The sequence below is a fragment of the Myxococcus sp. CA040A genome (assembly GCF_013336725.1).
GTDB lineage: Bacteria > Myxococcota > Myxococcia > Myxococcales > Myxococcaceae > Myxococcus > Myxococcus llanfairpwllgwyngyllgogerychwyrndrobwllllantysiliogogogochensis.
On sequence record NZ_JABUMR010000001.1, the window covers coordinates 38,374 to 58,722 of the forward strand.

10 protein-coding genes are annotated in these 20,349 nt (G+C 69.1%); 4 read left to right on the forward strand and 6 right to left on the reverse strand.

Features of this window, described 5'->3' with window-relative positions; translation table 11 throughout:
- Positions 1-95: 95 nt before the first annotated feature.
- Genes HUA75_RS00170 through HUA75_RS46375 form a run of 3 tightly spaced genes read left to right on the forward strand, consistent with a single transcriptional unit; the run spans position 96 to position 10,014 of the window.
- Positions 96-6,059 (forward strand): alpha-2-macroglobulin, encoded by a 5,964-nt coding sequence (locus tag HUA75_RS00170; protein WP_174485229.1) that lies wholly within the window; start codon positions 96-98, stop codon positions 6,057-6,059.
- Positions 6,056-8,368, forward strand: a complete 2,313-nt coding sequence (gene pbpC, locus HUA75_RS00175; RefSeq protein ID WP_217445885.1) for a penicillin-binding protein 1C — start codon at positions 6,056-6,058, stop codon at positions 8,366-8,368. The genes HUA75_RS00170 and pbpC overlap by 4 nt, the downstream gene beginning before the upstream one ends.
- A gap of 47 nt (positions 8,369-8,415) precedes the next feature.
- Positions 8,416-10,014, forward strand: coding sequence for a hypothetical protein (locus HUA75_RS46375; protein WP_254627333.1), 1,599 nt, complete (start codon positions 8,416-8,418; stop codon positions 10,012-10,014).
- Positions 10,015-10,016: 2 nt separating this feature from the next.
- On the opposite strand, the gene HUA75_RS00185 is transcribed toward HUA75_RS46375, so the two are convergent.
- The 4 genes from HUA75_RS00185 to HUA75_RS00200 all read right to left on the reverse strand — a co-directional run bounded on the left by HUA75_RS00185 (position 10,017) and on the right by HUA75_RS00200 (position 17,175).
- Positions 10,017-12,155, reverse strand: a complete 2,139-nt coding sequence (locus HUA75_RS00185; RefSeq protein ID WP_174485230.1) for a catalase — start codon at positions 12,153-12,155, stop codon at positions 10,017-10,019.
- 245 nt (positions 12,156-12,400) lie between these two features.
- On the reverse strand, positions 12,401-13,072 hold the full coding sequence (locus HUA75_RS00190; RefSeq protein ID WP_141641395.1) for an SRPBCC family protein: 672 nt from the start codon (positions 13,070-13,072) through the stop codon (positions 12,401-12,403).
- Positions 13,073-13,278: 206 nt separating this feature from the next.
- Positions 13,279-16,665, reverse strand: a complete 3,387-nt coding sequence (locus HUA75_RS00195) for a DUF4082 domain-containing protein (RefSeq protein ID WP_174485231.1) — start codon at positions 16,663-16,665, stop codon at positions 13,279-13,281.
- 183 nt (positions 16,666-16,848) lie between these two features.
- Positions 16,849-17,175 carry a hypothetical protein gene (locus HUA75_RS00200; protein WP_174485232.1) on the reverse strand — a complete coding sequence of 109 codons (327 nt, stop codon included), beginning with the start codon at positions 17,173-17,175 and terminating at the stop codon, positions 16,849-16,851.
- 633 nt (positions 17,176-17,808) lie between these two features.
- On the opposite strand from HUA75_RS00200, the gene HUA75_RS00205 reads away from it, so the two are divergent.
- A complete protein-coding gene (locus HUA75_RS00205) occupies positions 17,809-19,395 on the forward strand; it encodes a TcdA/TcdB catalytic glycosyltransferase domain-containing protein (RefSeq protein WP_174485233.1) in 1,587 nt (528 codons plus the stop codon).
- A 67-nt stretch (positions 19,396-19,462) separates the two neighbouring features.
- Here HUA75_RS00205 and HUA75_RS46380 read toward each other — a convergent pair whose 3' ends face one another.
- A complete protein-coding gene (locus tag HUA75_RS46380; protein ID WP_254627379.1) occupies positions 19,463-19,672 on the reverse strand; it encodes a carbonic anhydrase family protein in 210 nt (69 codons plus the stop codon).
- 372 nt (positions 19,673-20,044) lie between these two features.
- Positions 20,045-20,347, reverse strand: a complete 303-nt coding sequence (locus HUA75_RS00215) for a hypothetical protein (protein WP_141641391.1) — start codon at positions 20,345-20,347, stop codon at positions 20,045-20,047.
- Positions 20,348-20,349: the final 2 nt, after the last annotated feature.

A 20,349-nucleotide genomic window follows, 5' to 3' on the forward strand; every position in this document is an offset into this window, starting at 1 on the left:
TTTCAGTTTCACCCGGCCGCCGTGCTTACATCGCGCCGCGCTGGCCCCGTGCTTGCTCTCTCGCTGAGCTGGCTCCCGCCGCCGCACGACACCCCATGTCCTCAAACGAATCCGAACCCACCCCGCCGAGACCTCGGCTCGCTCGCCGCATCTTCGGTGAGCTTCGCTGGACGCCTCCCACCTGGGCCGCCGTGCTGGGCCACGCCCTCGCCCGCTTCGCGCGCGCCGTGTTCGGCTGGGTCCGCCGCAATCCCAAGCGCATCGCGCTGTCGGTCGTCGCCCTGGGGCTGCTCGTCGTCGCGGCGGATGCCGGCTATCGCTGGTATCAGAGCCGGCCTCAGCCGGTGCGCTACTCGCTCAGCGCCACGTCTCCCTCGTTGACGCCGCTCGACGACGGCACGCCTCGGTGGGACTCGGTGCACGTGCGGTTCACCGGCTCGGTGGCCCCGCTGGAAGCCATCGGCAAGCCGGTGACGGCGGGCATCACCCTCAAGCCCGAGCATCCTGGAACGTGGCGCTGGTCGAATGACCGGACGCTCTCCTTCGTTCCGGGTGCCGACTGGGGCGTGGGGCAGGAGTATCGCGTCACGCTGGACCGCTCGCTCTTCCCCGAGCACATCCTGCTCGAGTCCTACGAGACGCTGTTCCGCTCGGAGCCCTTCACCGCGTCCATCAACAGCATGGAGTTCTACGAGGACCCGCGCAATCCGAAGGAGAAGCGCGTGGTGGCCACGGTGGGCTTCTCGCACCCGGTGGACCCGGCCTCGCTCGTGCGCAACCTCTCGCTGCGTTTCGACGTGCCCAAGGAAGGGCTGCTGGGCTCCCGTCCCCAAGAGCACAAGTTCAACGTCACCTACGACAAACTGAAGGGACAGGCCTACCTCCAGTCGGACCTCATCCCCATCCCCGACAAGGAGGCCACCATGGTGTTGCGGATGGCGTCCGGCGTCCAGGCCGCGCGGGGAGGCAAGGGGACCGAAGGGATACAGGAACGGCAGGTCACCATCCCCGGCATGTTCAGCTACTTCCGCGTGTCGGGCACCCACGTGTCGCTCGTGCGCAATGACCGCTACGAGCCCGAGCAGGTGCTCATCGTCAATCTGACGACGGGCGTCACCGAGGAGGAGCTGCGAAAGAACCTCCAGGTCTGGGTGCTGCCCAAGGACAAGCCGGCCACCGCGGACGAGGCCGCGCGCACCAACCATTCCTGGAGCGATGCGCGGCTCATCGGCGACGAACTGCTCGCGAAGGCGGAGAAGCTGGCGCTGGACCCGGTGCCCGCGGACAAGGAGCACGCCACGCTGCACAGCTTCCGCATCCGCGCGGACGTGGGCCGTTATCTCTACATCCGACTCAAGAAGGGCACTCGCTCCGCCGGCGGCTACGTGCTGGCCGAGGAGTTCAACAGCACCGAGTCCGTGCCTCGCTTCCCCGAGGAGGTGAGCATCCTCCACGAGGGCGCGCTGCTCAGCCTCGCGGGTGAGAAGAAGGTCACCGTCCTCTCACGCGACGTCCAGGCGCTGCGCTTCCAGTTGGGCCGCGTGCTGCCGGACCAGCTCAACCACCTGGTGAGTCAGACAGAGGGCCGCTTCGCGCACCCCAGCTTCAGCAACTACCGCTTCGACGAGCAGAACATCACCGAGAGCTTCTCCGTGGTGCGCCCGCTGGAAGGCGTGGGCCGGGGCAAGGCGCAGTACGCCGCGTTCGATTTGACGGAGTACCTCACCCCCGCGAACAACCCTTCGGCCCGGCGGGGCCTGTTCTTCTTCAAGGTGCAGAGCTGGGACGCCGCGCACAATCGGACGACGGGCAAGGAGGACTCACGGCTCCTGCTGGTGACGGACCTGGGTCTGGTGGTGAAGGACAGCGCGGATGGCTCGCATGACCTCTTCGTGCAGTCGCTCGGCGCGGGGCTCCCCGCCGAAGGCGTCACGGTGAGCGTGCTGGGCAAGAACGGCCTGCCGGTGCTCAGCGCGACCACCGATGCGGACGGCCACGTGGCCTTCCCCAAGCTGACCGACTTCACGCGCGAGCAGACGCCCATCGCCTATCTGGCGCGCAAGGGTGAGGACTTCGCCTTCCTTCCCTTCAATCGCTCGGACCGGCAGCTCAACTTCAGCCGCTTCGACGTGGGCGGCATGACGAGCGGCACCACGCCGGAGCGCCTGACGGCCTTCCTCTTCTCGGACCGGGGCCTGTACCGACCCGGCGACACCTTCCACGTCGCCATGGTGGTGAAGCCCTCCGACTGGAGCCAGCCGCCCACGGGCGTGCCGCTGGAGGCCTCCGTCACGGACCCTCGCGGCCTGGAGGTGCACAAGCAGAAGCTCTCCCTCTCCGCCACCGGACTGGAGTCGCTCCAGTACACGACGGAGGAGACGTCTCCCACGGGCCACTACGCGGTGAACCTGTACGTGGTGAAGGATGGACTGCGAGGCAGCCTGCTCGGCTCGACGCAGGTGCGCGTGGAGGAGTTCCTCCCGGACCGGATGCGCATCACCACGCGCTTCGAAACCGACCGGCTCGAAGGCTGGGTGCCGCCCCAGGGGCTCAAGGGCCGGGTGACACTGAAGAACCTCTTCGGCATCGCCGCAGCGGACCGGCGAGTGTCCGCGGAGCTGTCCTTCAGCCCTGCGTATCCCGGCTTCCGTCAGTACCCGGGCTACACCTTCCATGACCCGATGATGGCGACGCGCAGCTTCAGCGAGCGCCTGGAGGACTCCACCACCAACGACGAGGGCGAGGTGGAGCTGGAGCTGGGCCTGGAGAAGTTCGAGAAGGCGACGTGGCGCGTGTCGCTGCTCGCGGAGGGCTACGAGGCCGAGGGCGGGCGAGGCGTGTCCTCCGAGGCCTCCGTGCTGGTGTCTCCCCTGCCGTACCTTGTCGGCTTCAAGCCGGATGGTGGGCTGACGTACCTGAGCCAGGGCTCGGCGCGCTCGGTGGACTTCATCGCGGTGGACCCGACGCTGAAGAAGAAGGCCGTGCAGGGGCTCAAGGCGGAGCTCGTCGAGCGGCGCTGGGTGTCCGTCCTCACGCAGCAGCCCAATGGCACGTACGCCTACCAGTCCGCGCGCCGCGACACCGTGCTGCGCACGCGGGAGCTGACCATCAGTGAGGCTGGCTTCAAGTACGCGCTGTCCACGGAGCAGCCGGGCGACTTCGTGGTGGTGGTGAAGGACGGGGAGGGCACGGAGCTCAGCCGCGTGGACTATACGGTGGCGGGCCACGCCAACCTCACGCGCACGCTGGAGAAGAACGCGGAGCTGGAGGTGAAGCTCTCCCGTCAGGACTACGCGCCGGGGGATGAAATCGAGCTGAACATCAAGGCGCCGTACACCGGCGCGGGCCTCATCACCCTGGAGCGCGAGCGCGTCCACGCATGGGTCTGGTTCAAGGCGGACGCCACCAGCACCGTGCAGAAGATTCGCCTCCCGCCGGGCCTGGAGGGCAACGGGTACGTCAACGTCACCTTCGTGCGCGCCATGGACTCGCAGGAAATCTTCATGAGTCCGCTGAGCTACGGCGTGGTGCCGTTCTCCGTGAGCAAGGACAGCCGCGTCCTGCAGGTGACGCTGACCAGCGCGGAGAAGGGGCGTCCGGGAGAGCCGTACCGCATCCGCTACAAGGGCAACCGGCCGGGCCGCGCCGTCGTGTACGCGGTGGACGAGGGCATCCTCCAGGTGGCGAGCTACTCGACGCCGGACCCGCTGGCGCACTTCTTCAAGAAGCGCGCGCTGGAGGTGCGCACGGGGCAGATTCTGGACCTGCTCCTGCCGGAGTTCTCCGTCTCCAAGGCCGTGTCCTCCATGGGTGGCGACGACGAGGGCATGGCGGCCATCGGCAAGAACCTCAACCCCTTCAAGCGCAAGAGGGACAAGCCGGTGGCGTACTGGTCCGGCGTCGTCGATATCGACGAGACGGAGCGCGAGCTCGTCTACCCCGTGCCGGACAGCTTCAACGGGGAGCTGCGGGTGATGGCGGTCGCCGTGGGACAGGAGTCCGTGGGCGCTTCCACGCGCCGCGCCGTCATCCGGGGCCCCTTCGTCATCACCCCCAGCGTGCCCACCTTCGTCGCCCCCGGGGACGAGTTCAACGTGGGCGTGGCGGTGGCCAACAGCGTGGAGGGCGCGGGCAAGGGGAGCGAGGTGACGCTGGAGCTGAAGACCTCCGAGCACCTGGAGGTCCTGGACGAGGCCCGGCGCACGCTGAAAATCGATGAGGGCCGCGAAGGGAGCACCACGTTCCGGGTGCGCGCGAAGTCCGTCCTCGGCTCGGGGACGCTGACCTTCACCTCGTCGCTGGGCAAGGAGAAGGGTCGGCAGTCCGTGGACCTGAGCGTCCGTCCGGCCGTGCCCTACCTGACGTCCGTGAAGGGCGGCTACGTGAAGGACGGCGAGGCGGACCTCGCGGTGCCCCGGAAGATGCACGGCGCCTTCCGCACGCTGGAGGTGAGCGCGTCCCCCATGCCGCTGGGCCTGGCGCGCGGCCTGTCCGCGTACCTGGAGAAGTACCCCTACGGTTGCACCGAGCAGCTCGTCAGCCGCGCCTTCCCGGCGGTGACGTTGAAGGGACGCCGCGAGCTTTTGGGCCAGGGGCCGCAGGTGGCCGATGCCAGCTTCGCCGCCGCGCTCCACACGCTGCGCACCCGGCAGAACGACGAGGGCGCCTTCGGCTTGTGGGCCGCCAACTCGTACGCGCCCGTGCTGCCGAGCATCTACGCGCTGCACTTCCTCACCGAGGCGAAGGAGCGCGGCTTCGCGGTACCCGCCGACATGATGAACCGGGGCCTCACGTGGCTGGGCACGCTGGCGGAGCGCGAGCCGCAGGACCTCACCCAGGCGCGCAACGTGGCCTATGCGCAGTACGTGCTCACCCGCAACGGCAAGGTGCAGGGCTCGGCGGTGAATGTCCTGCGCGAGTGGCTGGATGCGAACGCCGCGGAGACGTGGCCGGTGGACCTGACGGCGGCGTACGTCGGCGCCACGTACAAGCTGCTCAAGCAGGAGAAGGAAGCCACGCGCGCGATGAAGAAGGTGCTCATCGGCGCGCCCCAGGAGAACGACTACGCGGCGCTCTACGACGGGCTCGTCTACGACGCGCAGGTGCTCTACCTGATATCGCGCCACTTCCCGGAGCGGCTCCCCAGCATCACCGGGGCGATGCTGGTGTCGCTGGCGAAGCCGCTCGGAGAGGAGCGCTTCAACACGCTGTCCTCCGCGTACGCCATCCTCGGCCTGGAGGCCTACGCGAAGGCGCTGGGTGAGCAGGGCACGCCGTCGCGCGCGGGCGTGGCCCTGCTGGAGAAGGTGGCGGACACCTTGCGTCCGCTGACGGTGCCAGAGGGACTCTTCCCCAAGGTCGCCTTCTCCGAGCAGGCCACCTCCGTCCGGGTGAAGAGCGGGGCGAGCGCGCCGCTGTTCTTCCAGGTGACGCAGGCGGGCTACGACGCGCAGGTTCCCACGGCGCCCATCATCGAGAAGCTGGAGGTGCAGCGCGAGCTGAGGAGCCTGGACGGCAAGGTGGTGACGGACGTCCCGCTGGGCGGCGAGGTGGAGGTGCACCTCAAGCTTCGCGGGCTGCAGGGCAACACGTCCCACATCGCCATCACCGACCTGCTGCCAGGAGGCTTCGAGGTGGTGCTGGAGCGGCCCGCGCCTCCCGAGCCCGAACCCGAGGCCGAGCCCGAGTCGGAGGGCGACTCGGAATATGGCGAGGGTGACAGCTCCTCCGAAGGGGACGAGTCCTACGAGGGCGGCGGGTCCGAGGACGAGTCGCAGGACAACTCCTACCGGGAGCCGGAGCCCGCACCCGTGGCCGGTGGGTGGCTGCCGCCGGTGGGCAGCGACCGCTCCAGCTTCAGCCCCGAGTACGTCGACGTGCGCGAGGACCGAGTGGTGCTCTATGGCACGGCGGGTACCACCGTCACGGAATTCATCTACCGCATCAAGGCGACCAACGCGGGCCGCTTCGTGATGCCTCCGGCCTTCGCCGAGGGCATGTATGACCGGAGTGTCAAGGCTCGCTCGGTGGCGTCGCAGGTGACGGTGACGGCGCCGTGATTCGACGGGGGTGGCGCAAGCTGCTGGGGGTGGTGCTGGGGCTCGCGGCGCTGTACGTCGCGGTGCCCCGGCCGCCGCTGCGCGAGGGGCTGGGCTTCTCGCAGGCGGTGTTCGACCACGAAGGCCGGCTCTTGCGCCTCACCCTGTCGCCCGACGAGAAGTACCGGCTGTGGGTGCCGCTGGAGCGCATCCCCGCGACGCTCGTGGAGGCCACGCTGCTCCACGAGGACCAGCACTTCCGCTCGCACCCGGGCATCAACCCCGTGGCCCTGGGGCGCGCGGTGTGGAGCACGTACCTGACGGGCGGGCGGCGCATGGGCGGCTCCACGCTCACCATGCAGCTGGCGCGCATCCGCTATGGCATCGAGTCGCGCACGCCCGGCGGCAAGGTCCTGCAGATGCTGCGGGCGCTGCAGTTGGAATGCACCTGGTCCAAGGATGAACTGCTGGAGGCGTACCTCAACCTGGCGCCCTACGGCCGCAACGTGGAGGGCGTGGGCGCGGCCAGCCTCGTGTACTTCGGCCGGGACGTGGCCCGGCTGACGCTGGGCGAGTCGCTCACCCTGGCTGTCATTCCGCAGAGCCCCGCGCGCAGGGACCCGGGTCGGGACTCGGGAGCGCTGACGGCCGCGCGGCTGCGCCTCTTCGAGCGCTGGCGGGTGGAGCACCCCGAGGACACGGAGCGCCGGCCGCTGCTGGCCCAGCCGCTCCCGGTGCACCAGCCGGAGGACCTGCCCTTCCTCGCGCCGCACTTCGTGGGCAGCGTGCTGCGGCGGGCCCCTGTGGGCGCGAGCCTGACGAGCACGTTGGATTTGCCCCTGCAACGACTGCTGGAGCGCCACGTCCGGCAGTACGTGGAGCGCCGGCGCGACATGGGCATCCGCAACGCGGTGGCGATGCTGGTGGACTGGCGGTCGATGGAGGTGCGCGCGGCGGTGGGCTCGGTGGACTTCTTCGACGCGCGCATCGAGGGCCAGGTGGATGGCACGCACGCGAAGCGCTCGCCGGGCTCCGCGCTCAAGCCGTTCATCTACGGGCTGGCCTTTGACGAGGGACTGCTGCACCCGCGCACCATGTTGAAGGACTCGCCGCTGGGCTTCCGGGGGTATGACCCGGAGAACTTCGATGGGGAGTTCGCGGGACCGCTCCCGGCGGTGGAGGCGCTGGTGCGCAGCCGCAACGTTCCGGCGGTGGCGCTGACGAAGCAGCTGCGCGCCCCGGGCCTGCATGGCTTCTTGCGCAAGGCGGGCGTGACGGGCCTGCGCGACGAGCAGCACTACGGCCTCTCCCTGGCGCTGGGCTCCGCCGAAGTCACCATGGCGGAGCTGGTGGAGCTGTACGCGATGCTGGGCCACGGCGGCCACCTGCGCCCGCTGCGCTGGACGGTGGACGCTCCCGTGGAAGAGGGCGTGAAGCTGCTGAGCCCGGAGGCCAGCTTCCTGGTGCTGGAGTCCCTGGCCACGGCGAATCGGCCCTCACAGTCCTTTCGCTCGGAGTGGACGCGCGACACGGTGCCCGTGGCGTGGAAGACGGGGACGTCCACCGGGTTCCGGGACGCGTGGAGCGTGGGCGTGGTGGGGCCCTACGTCGTGGCGGTGTGGGTGGGGAACTTCGACGGGCAGCCCAACCCGGCCTTCGTGGGACAGACGGCCGCCGCGCCGCTGATGTTCGAGCTGGTGGACTCGGTGCGCTCGCGCGACGCGGAGGTGCGCCGCGTGCTCCAGACGCCTCCGGAGGGCGTGAGTCGCGTGCGCGTGTGCGCGCTGTCCGGGGGGCTGCCGGGGCCGCACTGCTCGCGCAAGGTGGACACGTGGTTCATCCCGGGCACCTCGCCCATCCACACCTGTGACGTACACCGCGAGGTGTGGGTGGACACTCGCTCGGGGCTGAGGGCGTGTGGACCGGGGCCCTCCACCCGCGCGGAGGTGTTCGAGTTCTGGCCGTCGGACCTGCTGCGGCTGTTCCAGAAGGCGGGCCTTCCCCGGCGCGTGCCGCCTCCGGAGGGCGAGGACTGTGGCCTGGAGCGCAGCGCCAGCACGGGCACCGCGCCGCGCATCACCACGCCCGAGGAAGGCGTGGACTACAACCTGCGGGCGTCGTCGGAGTCCTCGCGCGCGGTGCCGCTGTCGGCCGTGACGGACGCGGACGTGCGGCGGGTGTTCTGGTTCGTGGACGAGCAGCTGGTGGGCACGGCCTCGCGGGGTGAGCCACTTCAGTGGGACGCGAAACCAGGGACGTACGTGGTACGGGCGGTGGATGACCGGGGCCGCTCGGACGCGAGGACGTTGCGGGTTCGCGTCGTGCGCTGACCCAACGGGCGCGGGCCGGGCTATCCTCGGCGGGACGAGGAGTGGCCATGGCGAACGGACAGAGGCGGGGCGGTGGGCCCGGCCGGAGCGAGGAGACGCGCATCGCGCCCGAGGAGGATGAGGACGCGACGCGGGACATCCCGTCGTCCTACCGCCCGGAGGAGACGCGTCTGGCGCCCCCGGAGCCGCCCCATCCCGAGACGCGCATCGGCCCCCTCGACGCGCAGGAGGAAATCATCACCGACGTGCGCAAGGGCCAGGCCGCGGAGGCTCGCGGTGGCCGTGCCACGGGAGCGCGCCCCCCCGAGCCGCGCGCGGGTGGTCGAGGCCAGGAAGTCATCCAGACGGAAGCGCGAGGGGCGGGCCGAGGCCAGGAAGCCATCCTCACGGAGGCACGTGGGGCGGGGCGGGGCCAGGAAGTCATTCAGACGGAAGCGCGAGGAGCAGGCCGGGGCCAGGAAGCCGAGGCGCGAGGGGCGGGGCGGGGCCAGGAGGTCATTCAGACGGAAGCGCGCGGGGCGGGCCGGGGCCAGGAAGCCATCCTCACGGAGGCACGCGCGGGAAGTCGGGCGCAGGCGGGCGGTGCGTCGGAGTCGCGGGGTGGCCGAGGCCAGGAGGCCATCCTCACCGAAGCGCGAGGAACCGGCAGGGGCGCGGCAAGTGGAGCGTCGGACGCACGGGGCGGTGGCCGAGGCCAGGAGGCCATCCTCACCGAAGCGCGAGGCGCCGGGCGGAGCGCCACGGGCGCGCGCGGACGGGGACCCGAGGTCTCCGCTGCGGACGAAGACGAGGACACCTCTGCCACGGGCGTGCACGGTGGCAACGACGAGGAATACCAGCTCTTCACCACGGGCGAGGGCCGGGGCGACGATGCGCTGCCGCCCTTCGCCACCGAGATTCGAGGCAGTGGAGCCCCGGCGGCTCCCGCCACGGAGCTGCGCCCACCCGCGCCTCCGATGCTCAGGGCCTCGCCGTCAAAGCCACCCCCGGCCGCGAAGGCAACGGGCTGGCTGTCGAAGGGGGGAGAAAAGCCGCCCTCACAGGGCCTCACGGCGGGCGTGGTGCGCCTCAGTCCGCTGGAGCCGGCCGCTGGCAAGGTGGTCGCCGCCGCGGAGGAGGGCCCCGCGCTGCGGACGATGTTCGCCAACCACTCCGCCCTGCTCGCGGAGCAGCTGCGCGACGCCCTGGCGAAGAAGATGTATGGGCGCGGGCCGCACCGCGTGCTGCGCATCGACGACCCCGAGGGCCCGAGCACCGCGGGCGGCAAGCTGGCCCGCCAGTCCATCTCCCTGGTTCCACGCAAGGGCTCCGGCCCGTCCGTCGTGTGCGGCTGGGTGGACGTGTCGAAGCGCGAGGCCCAGCTGCGCAGCTTCGAGGGCGTGGCGAAGCGCTACGAGTCCCACCACGGCGAGCCCCTGGAGCTTGCGCCCGAGGAGTACGAGCGCTTCCTCCATGACGTGGAGGACGTGCTCGTCAAGGCGGTCATGAAGGTCCGCCTCATCGTCCCCGAGGAGCAGGTCGGCGCGGGACAGGCGGCGATGGCCGTGAAGGCCCAGTCGCGAGGCGGCGTCCCCATGATTCTGGTGCTGCTCCTCATGGGGGCGGCCTTCGCGCTGGGCCTCTTCGTGGGACGCACGCCCGGCTGACGCTACGCCGGGGGCGGCGCCTCGCGCACCCAGTGCCGGTGCGCGGCGATGGCCTTGGCGAACATCTGCCCGAAGCCTCGCGTCTCGTTCCTGGCGCTGCGCACGACGCCCATCGAGTCATCCAGCCCCTTGGCCATGGGCTGCGACAAACCCGCCGCGTCCAGCAGCGTGGTGGCCGCGCCGGACAGCGCCAGCGCCTTGCAGTGGACGTAGGCCTCGCGCACGAAGTCCACCGCGAGCGGCAGCTTCTTCAGCGCCGTCACGCTCTTGTCTCCGCCGGGGACATAGACGGCGTCGAAGAGCACGGACGACGTGTTCTGGAACGTCTTCACCGGCGTCTCCTTGCTCCCGTCCGCGCTGGAGACCGGGGCGAGCGTGGGGCCCACGATTTCGACCAGGGCGCCCAGCCCCTCCAGCGTCTTGCGCACCTGGGACAGCTCCTTGCCCGCGAAGCCATCCGCGACGAGCACCGCCACCTTGCGCGTCTTGATGGAGTCGTGCGGCGTGTTCTCCATGCTGAGCGCCGGGGACGCCTTCAGCCTGGGCGCGGGCTTGCCCGCCGACGCGTCCGAGGCCTTGGGTGGCTTCGGTGGGGCGACACCCACCGCGCGAGCCACCCGCTCGGCCATCTGCCGGTCGATGTTCACCAGAATCTGGTTCACCACGCGCTCGCGAACCTCCGCGCGCTCCACCTTGCTCACCTCGAACTCGAGCGCGGAGACAAGGTGCTCGCGCTCCGGCTTCGACAGGCTGTTGAAGAAGAGCGTGGCCTGGCTGAAGTGGTCCCCGAAGCTGCCGCTGCGCGCGCGAATCTTGTGCCCCTCCACGCGCTCCTGCCGGTGGACGAACGCCGACTTGGGGTCGGCCAGCATCGGGCAGCCGCCGCCCAGGGAGTTGGGGTGGTAGTTGGCCCGGCTGGTGTTGATGGTCTGCCGGCCGAAGCCATCCTGCTGGTGGTTGTTCACCGGGCAGACGGGCTTGTTGATGGGCAGCTCCGCGAAGTTGGGACCGCCCAGGCGCGTCAACTGCGTGTCCAGGTAGGAGAAGATTCGCGCCTGGAGCAGCGGGTCATTGGTGAAGTCGATGCCCGGGACGATGTTGGCCACGCAGAAGGCCACCTGCTCCGTCTCCGCGAAGAAGTTGTCCGGGTTTCGGTCCAGCACCAGCTTGCCGACCTTCTGCACGGGCACCAGCTCCTCGGGCAGGAGCTTCGTCGCGTCCAGCAGGTCAAAGCCATACTTCAGCTCGTCGCCTTCCGGAACCAGCTGGATGCCCAGCTCGTACTCGGGGAAGTTCCCCTGCTCAATCGCATCCCACAAGTCTCGGCGGTGGAAATCCGGGTCCTTGCCGGACACCTTCTGCGCCTCGTCCCAGACGAGCGAGTGCGTGCCCAGCACGGGCTTCCAATGGAACTTCACCAGCGTGGCCTTGCCCTTGGCGTTGACCAGCCGGTAGGTGTGGACGCCAAAGCCTTCCATGTGCCGGAAGCTGCGCGGAATGGCCCGGTCCGACATGAGCCACATCACCATGTGCGCCGTCTCCGGCACCAACGAGACGAAGTCCCACAGCGAGTCGTGCGCCGAGGACGCCTGCGGAATCTCGTTGTGCGGCTCCGGCTTTACCGAATGGACGAAGTCGGGGAACTTGATGCCGTCCTGGATGAAGAAGACGGGCATGTTGTTGCCCACCAGGTCGTAGTTGCCCTCGGGCGTGTAGAACTTGGTGGCGAAGCCGCGCACGTCGCGCACGGTGTCCGCCGAGCCGCGTGAGCCTCCCACGGTGGAGAAGCGCACGAAGACGGGCGTGCGCAGGCTGGGGTCGGTGAGGAAGCGCGCCTGGGTATAGCGCTCCAGGGACTCGTAGACCTGGAAGTATCCATGGGCGCCCGCGCCGCGCGCGTGGACGGCGCGCTCGGGGATTCGCTCGTGGTCGAAGCGGGTCATCTTCTCGCGGAAGTGGAAGTCCTCCAGGAGCGTGGGGCCGCGCAGGCCCGCCTTCAGCGAGTTGTCCGTGTCCGAGATGCGGATGCCCTGGTCCGTCGTCAGCACCGTGTCTTCCTGGCGTGCGCGGTATGCCTCCAGTTGCTCGTTCTTGCTGGGGGGCGGAGGGTTCGGCTTCGACGGAGTCTTGCGCGGCGGCATGAGGGCTCCCAGGGGAAGGAAACGCGCCGGGAACTGGCGCGCTCGCGGTCTACGCCCGCCGTCGTGTGCCAGGGAAAGAGAGGCTCCATCGAAGGGAGCGAGCGTTCACCACCCGCCAGGTCGGGTCCTCGGAGGTGTCAGCGGTCGACACTGCATGCGGCCCACGCGAGGACGCCCCCGCGCGTGGACCCGGGGGGACCACGACACAGGGGCGTCGGGAAGACGGCCGTCGTGCTGGGAGGCGACTACGGCGTGGGCTGCGCGACGACGGGCTGCGTGCCCGCGGCGGCGGCGGCCTCGGCGGCGGCGGCGAGCTCGGCGGCGGCCTTCTCCGCCTCCGCCTTCGCGGCGGCCACGCGCGCGGCCTCGGCCTCGGCGCGCTTCTTCGTCTCCGCCTCCACCACCGTCTTGAGATTCGCGAAGCCCGACTCGAAGTCCTTGCCCACCATCGCGTCCATGTCCATGACCATGCACATCGCCTTGGCGATGAAGCCGTTGGTGCCCGTCATGCTCCAGACGACCTCGGTGCCGCCCTCCACGGGCTTGAAGGCGAAGGTGGTGATGCTGGTGGCGGCGAAGGGCTTGATGAACTCCAGCTTGATGCGGGCCAGTTCGTTGGGCTTGCTCTCCTCGATGGTCATCCGACCCTCGCCCACGTCGTCATTGCCCGTCCACCCATAGATGGCGCCAACGCCCGACGCCGCGCCGGAGTGCGTCCGCGTCATGTTCGGGTCCAACCGCTCCCACGGAGACCACGCGGCCCACAGGTGGAAGTCATTCACCTGCGCGAAGACGATGTCCGGGCTCGCCGGCAGCGTCGCCGTGCGCTGCACGGTGAACTCCGAGGGGCGCGTGGCGATGATGCCCGCCAGGATGAGCAGCAGGGCGGCGAGGCCAATGAGAATCTTCTTGAGCATGGGGTGTGGAGTCCTTGTTCGGGGGCGGCCAGCAGGGCGCCTGACCGGTGGCGCGTCATAGAGGCTGCGGGCCATCCGACACAAGGCACCCCATGTCAAAGGCAGGACCTCCCAGGTTTCATCGGAGGTGAAATGAAACGGGGCCCGACGCGCATGCACTGCGTCGGGCCCCGCACGATGACGCGCCTGGTGGGGGCGCGAGTGACTCAGTTGTAGGTGGCGGTGTAGGTGCCGGCCAGGGCGCCGTCGACGAAGGCGAAGTCCACGCCCTTGATGGTGCGCGTCACCGTCGTCACGGCGGAGCCCGCGCGGGTGACGGACAGCAGCGTGCGGCCCGTCGTGGTGCGGGTGGGGACCATGAGGGACAGGTTGCGCGCGGGGCTCGTCACGTTGAAGGTGAGCACCGTGCCGGTGAAGGCCAGGGAGGACACCTGGGTGGCCTCGCGTGCATCGAGCCACTCCAGCAGTTGCTTCGCGGTGATGACCGGAACGCCGTCACGCTTCGCGGACGCGATGATGGCGGCCGAGCCGGAGGAGCCGGCCGACGGCTGCGAGTCGACGTGCATGTTGGCGTTGAAGGCGCCGTAGTAGCCCTTGGTGCCCAGCGCGTTGGCCAGCAGCGTGTCGATGTGCAGCGGATAGGACTGACCGGACTCGTCAGTCATCTGCGTGGCGAGCTGGTAGACGTCCAGCGGGGTGCCGTCCAGGTCCGCGAAGCGCATGGCCAGGCCGGAGCCGGTGAACATGCCCGGGCGGTCCTGCACCCAGTATTCCGGCCAGTAGTAGTAGTTGGTGTCCATGCGGATGCCGTGCAGGCGCGACACCTTGGGCTGGGTGGACCAGTCGCTGAACGCGATGCAGTGCGTGCGATTGGTGACGGGCGCGGGGACGGCGGGGAAGGCGGACGCGAAGCTCGCCAGCTGCGGGGTGAAGAAGTTCGGGTTCAGGGTGTTGGCCGTGTAGTCCGCGCAGCCGGTGTTGATGTGCAGCGCGTACTCGAAGCCCTGCGCCACGTAGCCGTTGGCCTGGGTGGTGCTCAGTCCGCCCACGTAGTCGTAGATGGTGCCGCGGATGCACTCCCAGTCGTCCACGCTGCACCCGGACGTGCTGTCGGCGAGGTACTGGTTCCAGCGCTGGGTGGAGGCGCCGCCCGGGTGTCCGTCGCCCGTCATCACCACGACGGCCTTCTTGGAGCGGGGGAAGTACCAGAGGCGCGGCAGCGGCGTGGTGCTCGTCTGGTGCAGCACGTTGGCGAGCAGGCGCTGCTGCTCGTCCGCCTGGGGAATCTGGACCTTGCCCAGGTTCACCCAGTCCAACTGCGGGTCGAAGGACGCGTTGCCGTAGAACATGTCGCTGGCGCGCGCGCCCGGACCAATGGAGGAGCCGTCCCGGTTCTGTCCCTGCCAGGCGGGGTTGCCCTGGCGGGTGTAGATGACGGACTTCGCCAGGTCATACATGAAGGCGGTGGCGGTGCCGGTGCCCACGGTGCGCTGGCTGACGGCGGTGTACGCCGTCGCGTTGGTGGCATCCGCGTACAGCGTGGCGACGGTGCGCGTGCCAGCCACCACGGTCCGCAGGTCGGCGAGGCCGTGGTACTGCATCGTCTCCGCGGTGATGCCCGTGCCCGGCGCCTGGGTGGCGTTGACCAGGATGTAGCCATTGGCCTGCGTGCCTTGAGAGGCATTGAGGCCGAGCAGGGACTGGAGGTTCGCCGCGGGCCGCAGGGCGACGAGGCTGCCACCGGCGGTGACCCAGTTGGTGACGAGCGTCACCTGGGCCGCGCTCAGCGTCTGCTCTCCGAGCACCAGCACCTTGTAGTCATTGAGGGAGACGGAGACGCCGATGTTGCCGGCGTCGGTGGTGGCGAAGGCGGCGATGCCCTCGGCCTCCAGGATTTCGCGCAGGTAGTCGGTGAAGGGGTTGCCGGGGGAGGTGGCCACGAGCACCGGGCCCGCGCCGTGGACGCCCGGACGGGGCGGCGGCCCGTTGGACTCGAAGACGACGTCCACCCAGTAGTTGGAGTTCTGGTAGCTGCCGTTGGGGAACGTGGACGTGGAGCCATAAACGAAGACGCCGTTGCCGCCGGCCGTCGTGGCGCCGGGCAGGGCGTGCAGCGGAGGGGCGTCCACGCCGGCGGTGAGGCCGTTGTTGTCGAACGAGTAGCCACCGAGCGGCGCGAAGTACGACGCCACGTAGGTGGTGCCGGCGGTGATGGCGACGGGGGTGGAGAACGTCACCTCCTGCCAGCCCGCGGCCGTCTCGTTGGTGAAGGTGGCGGAGGCCAGGGGCGCGCCGGCGGCGCTCCACAGGTTGCCCACGTGGGTGCCGTTGTTGCCGCTGCCCTTGTAGAAGCGCACGCCCTTCACCTGTCCGTCCACGTCCGCGCGGAACTTCACGCCCACTTCGATGGCGGCGGTGTCATTGGCGGTGGCGGTGCCGGGGGTGGCCGTGGCGGCGAAGAGGCGGAAGGTGTTGCCCGGGGGCTGCGTCGGGGGCTGCGCGCCGGTGGCCTGGAAGACGACGTCCACCCAGTAGTTGGAGTTGCCGAAGCTGTTGACGGGGAAGGAGCCCGCGGCGCCGTAGGTGTAGACGCCGTTGCCGCCGCTGGTGCTGCCGGGCAGCGCGAAGAGGGGCGGGGTGTCCTGGCCGCTGGCGAGGCCGCCGTTGTCGAACGCGTACGAGCCGACAGGGGCGTGGTACGAGGCGATGTAGGTGGTGTTGGCGGCGATGGCGACGGGGGTGGAGAACGTCACCTGCTGCCAGCCGGTGGCCGTCTCGGCGGTGAAGGTGGCGAAGGCCAGGCGCTGCCCGTTGGCGCTCCAGAGGCTGCCCACGTGGGTGCCGGTGTTGGCGGCGCCCTTGTAGAAGCGCACGCCCAGCACGTTGCCGCTCACGTTCGTCTTGAACTTCATGCCCAGCTCCACCGGGAGGGCGTCATTGGTGACGGAGGCGACGGCGGGCGTGGCGGTGGAGGGCCACAGGGTGACGGGGGCGGCGGGGCGGAAGACGACGTCCACCCAGTAGTTGGAGCTGCCGAAGCTGCTCGTCGGGAAGGAGCCCGCGGCGCCGTAGGTGAAGACGCCGTTGCCGCCGCTGGTGCCGCTCGCGAGCGCGTGCAGGGGAGGGGAGTCCACGGCCGACGCCAGGCCTCCGCTGGTGAAGCCGTAGGCTCCGCCGGGCGCGTGGTACGAGGCGATGTAGGTGGTGCCGGCGCTGATGCGCACGGGCGTGGAGAACGTCACCTGCTGCCAGCCGGAGGCCGTCTCACCGGTGAAGGTGGCGAAGGCGAGGCGCACGCCGGCGGCGCTCCAGAGACTTCCCACGTGGGTGCCGGTGTTGGCGGTGCCCTTGTAGAAGCGGATGCCGAGGATGTCTCCCTCGATGTCTGACTGGAACTTCACGCCGAGCTCCACGGCGGCGAAGTCATTGGTGACGGAGGGGACGGCGGGCGCGGAGGCGGGGGCGAACAGGGTGTACGTCGTCTGGGCGCGCGCGGCGGTGGGGAGTACGAGCAGGACGGTCGCGAGCAGCGCCAGCGCGTGGATGCGTGACGTGCTCGTGACCTGGTGGGGTCGCGACTTCGACGGTGTCATTCGGACTTCTCCTTGGGGGGCACGACGAGACAGAGGGGGGCGGAAAACCGCGGCATCTTGCTGTCTGTCTCTGACACCGACAATGCCGTGAGTGGAGGTCTCACTCGCTGTTGCCGTCTTACTCGATTTTTCTTCGTGCACCACGCGCGGAGGTCTCTCCCCGGGGATTTCTCCGCGCTGTCTTCAGCTGTCCATCGTCTCCAGCGCGTGAATCAGGACCCGCGACTCGCGCCGCACACGCCTCGTTGCCAGGAACCAGCGCAGGCTCACGCCGGCACCCAGCAGGGCCATGAGTCCCCAGAAATGGGGTGCCCCGGACGTGAATCGATGGACCGCGAGCGTCGCCCCCGCCAGCCCCAGGAGGGTGACGATGATTCGGGGGTGCCACGCCAGTCGGGTCATCACCTGGATGTCACGCTCGGACACGCGCTCCAGCTCGGACTCGACGTGGTACACCGGGCGCCACACCGCGGCCGAGGGCTCCCACACCGGGATTTGTCTCTGAATCAAGAGGCGAGGACCGTGCCACTGGCCCGAATACCACTGAGGGCCCCTGTGCCCGCCTGGAGACGGTGGCAGCCTGAAGGAGCCAACCCAGGCGGTCAGGCGCTCGTCGATTTTCTCGGGGCTGGCCTTGAGCTGGACTGACTGCGCGACGCGCATGGAGAGCGGTCCTTTCATTCGCCCGAGAGTCTACAGCGTCTCCCCTGGGGCCGCCCTCTGGAGGGTGCGTTCCCACGAGACGCTGCTTCGTTCCGCGAGGACGCGGGTTCGCGCGAGCCTCATGCGCTGTCGCCCCGGAGGCTCGACTTCCCTCTTATTCAGTGTCCTGGCGTCCGACTTGCAGTCGTCTGACACATGAGTGGCTACCATTGTCGCAACTGTGGTCGGAACACCAGCAGGCACAATCCCGTCCTCCAGTGTTCCGGGTGCAAGGAGGCGATGTCGGCGTACTGCGCGAACTGTGAGAGCAGTTATACGTCGAGCAATATCGGCACGAAGTGCGGGTGCGGAGAGCCGCTCGTCGAGGATCCTGATTACAGGACGCGCATCGAGCGCGAGGCGAAACGGATAGATGCGGAGGACGATGGGGGGCCACCACCGCCCCCCGTCGGGCCCAGGCGTGCCGGTCCGCCTCCCCTCGTGCTGCCCATTCCCTTCGCCTCGCCGAAACCTCCGGGGCCTTCAGGTCCTTCGGGTCCTCCACCCTCCGCGCTGGCGAGGCCCGGGCTCAGCCTCATTCCCAATATCATCCACGGGACCTGGGCCGGCGGAGGCTCTATCGCGGCGACGAAGACCCTCAAGGGAATCACGAGCTGGCTGGAGAAGACCCAGGCCACGCCAGACCATCAGGTGTGGATCTGGTGGGACGACGCGCACGTCTTCAACATGCACGTGCGCAAGATTCTCAAGAAATACCCCAAGGCGCGCGCGCAATACGATCTCAGTGCCGCGCACGACCCCCTGCACGTGCGTGGGACGGTCCGCCCTGGGCGTGACCTGCACAACCTGCGAGTCCTCTCGAAAGGGATGGCTCCGGACGAGAAGCTCGCCCTGGCCAGGGACCTCATCGACGAAGCGGCCGATGACCTGGAGCCCCTGCGTGCGCTGGAGCGCGCGCACCCCGGGCGATTCAGACTCTGCAACCTCCGCTCACACGAGTTCCTGACGGGCATGCACTTCCTCAACATGGATGCCTATGACCAGGAGCTGACCCTGCGCGGAATGTTCGCGGCCGCGGCGTCCGACATCCTCCGCTACGAGGTGCTCTACAACTACGGCGGGGTCTACATGGATGTCGACATCGACCTGCTCTCCGCGTTCGGAAGACTCGAGGTCGATCCCGCGTGCGCCCTGGTGGGAATCACCCCGGACCGCGAGGGCGCGGCGTCCGCCGCCAGGTGGCCCGGCCGCGAGCGGATCGCCACGACCCCGGCCTACGCCGGCAAGAGCCTCTATCTCAGCAACTGCATCGTGGCGGCGGCTCCCCGCAGTCTGCTCATCGATGCCATGCGACAGACCATTCGTCTGGCCTATCGAATCATTGGGGGGAGGGCCCCACGGGAGGCGTTCGCGCTCGATCCCGACCATCGGCTCGCGGGCTATTGGATGGACCACACCACGGGCTCCACGCTCGACCTGACCGGGCCCAACATGGTGCGAGACCTCCTCTGGCTGTGTGCCAATCACACTCCCTGGGAGCAGTTGCCGGACGAGTGCATCACCCGTCTCTGCGCCTCCCTGGAGCCATCCAAGGCACCGGGACCGAAAGCGTCGGCTTCGTCGTCGGGCGCTTCCGCCAGCGCATCCTCCCCTTTTGATCGTGTGGCCGAGGTCTGGCGGGACGACGTGCGCGAACACGTCCCGTTCTGGCAATGGGTCGCGGCGAATGCGACCTTCCCCATGGCCCATGTCGAATGCGTGACGGCCGCCGCGCGCGTGAGTGATTGCGATGTGGCGAATCTCCAGGTGGTGTCCGCGAGGGTACTCAAGGCCCCGGAGCGTGAGCCCTTCCACTTCCTGCACTTCCCGGGCATCCCCAGGGGGGGCGCGCTCAGGGGCATGCTGAATGACCTTCATACGAATCACAAGATAGACACCCCGTTGCCCTTGACCCTCAAGGTAGACGAAGAGATCGTCTGGGGCTCTGTCCGCTGGAGGGTCGCCGAGGTGGGCAAGCAGAAGGGCTTTGTCGAGGGCAGGAAGCCCGTCGTTTTGATACGCCTCTGACCCTTCGGGCAGCTCCAAGGGACCCATGTGGCTCGTCATGGGTCCCGGCCTCCTCAATCCCCCGCGGCTAGTGGCCGGACTGCGCGCCGACGGTGCGGCCATTCAGCGGCTGCACGGGGCGGTTGTTCGGGTTGATGTGCGGCAGGCGCTCGAACGCGCCAATCTGCGCGTCGGACATCTGGATGGGGTGCTTCATCACGAACCACTGGAGTCCCTCGCTGCAGGGGGGCGTGGTGAGCGAACCCGCGTACTGGAAGAACGCCCGGTTGGAGGGCAGGAGCGCGGTGGCGTTGACGAGCGCACCGGCCGGCGCGCTCTCCTCCCCCCTCGTGTCGGGGCAGGTGTCGGAAGGCGGTGAACAGGGCCGCGTTCACGAAGCCCTCCTCGATGAGCACGCCCACGACCACCTTCGGAGTTCCCTGGGCGTCGGTGTGCACCAGGTGGACTTCCAGCGGGTAGCTCACGCCATCCTTGGTGTGCTCGCTGGGGGTGTTCATGACGTGAGGCTCACAGGGCGTCGTGCCGTGATTGGCCCCTTTGGGAAATGTCTCGCATTTCTCAGGGGTCGCAATGAAACGAAAAAGGGTCGCGGACACACAGGGGTGTGTCCGCGACCCAGGCACTTTCAGTTACGGTGGTGTGTGTGTGATTAGTGCTGGAAGAACGCCGGGGCGAACGCGTCGGTGGGCGCGTTGTCCACGAAGTTCTTGTCGTCGAGCTTCACGGGCGTCGTGGTGTCCGAGGTCTCGTTGAGGACCAGGTCCCTCACGAAGGCGGTGAACTCCACGCCCGCGTCCGTCCCCGCATCCGTGCCCGCGTCAGTCCCCGCATCCGCGCCTGCGTCGGGGTGAGGCGGAAACGGGGAGCGGTCATCGTCGTCGTCGCTGCATCCCGTGTAGGCCAGCGCGGCCCCCAGGAGCAGCACACAGCTCATTGCTCGGAGCGTGCTCATGG

Bases quoted from the DNA above. Each gene is read 5' to 3' on its own strand.
- HUA75_RS00170 (WP_174485229.1), top strand. From the start codon at position 96: ATGTCCTCAAACGAATCCGAACCCACCCCGCCGAGACCTCGGCTCGCT.
- HUA75_RS46375 (WP_254627333.1), top strand. From the start codon at position 8,416: ATGGCGAACGGACAGAGGCGGGGCGGTGGGCCCGGCCGGAGCGAGGAG.
- HUA75_RS00185 (WP_174485230.1), bottom strand. From the start codon at position 12,155: ATGCCGCCGCGCAAGACTCCGTCGAAGCCGAACCCTCCGCCCCCCAGC.
- HUA75_RS00190 (WP_141641395.1), bottom strand. From the start codon at position 13,072: ATGCTCAAGAAGATTCTCATTGGCCTCGCCGCCCTGCTGCTCATCCTG.
- HUA75_RS00195 (WP_174485231.1), bottom strand. From the start codon at position 16,665: ATGACACCGTCGAAGTCGCGACCCCACCAGGTCACGAGCACGTCACGC.
- HUA75_RS00215 (WP_141641391.1), bottom strand. From the start codon at position 20,347: ATGAGCACGCTCCGAGCAATGAGCTGTGTGCTGCTCCTGGGGGCCGCG.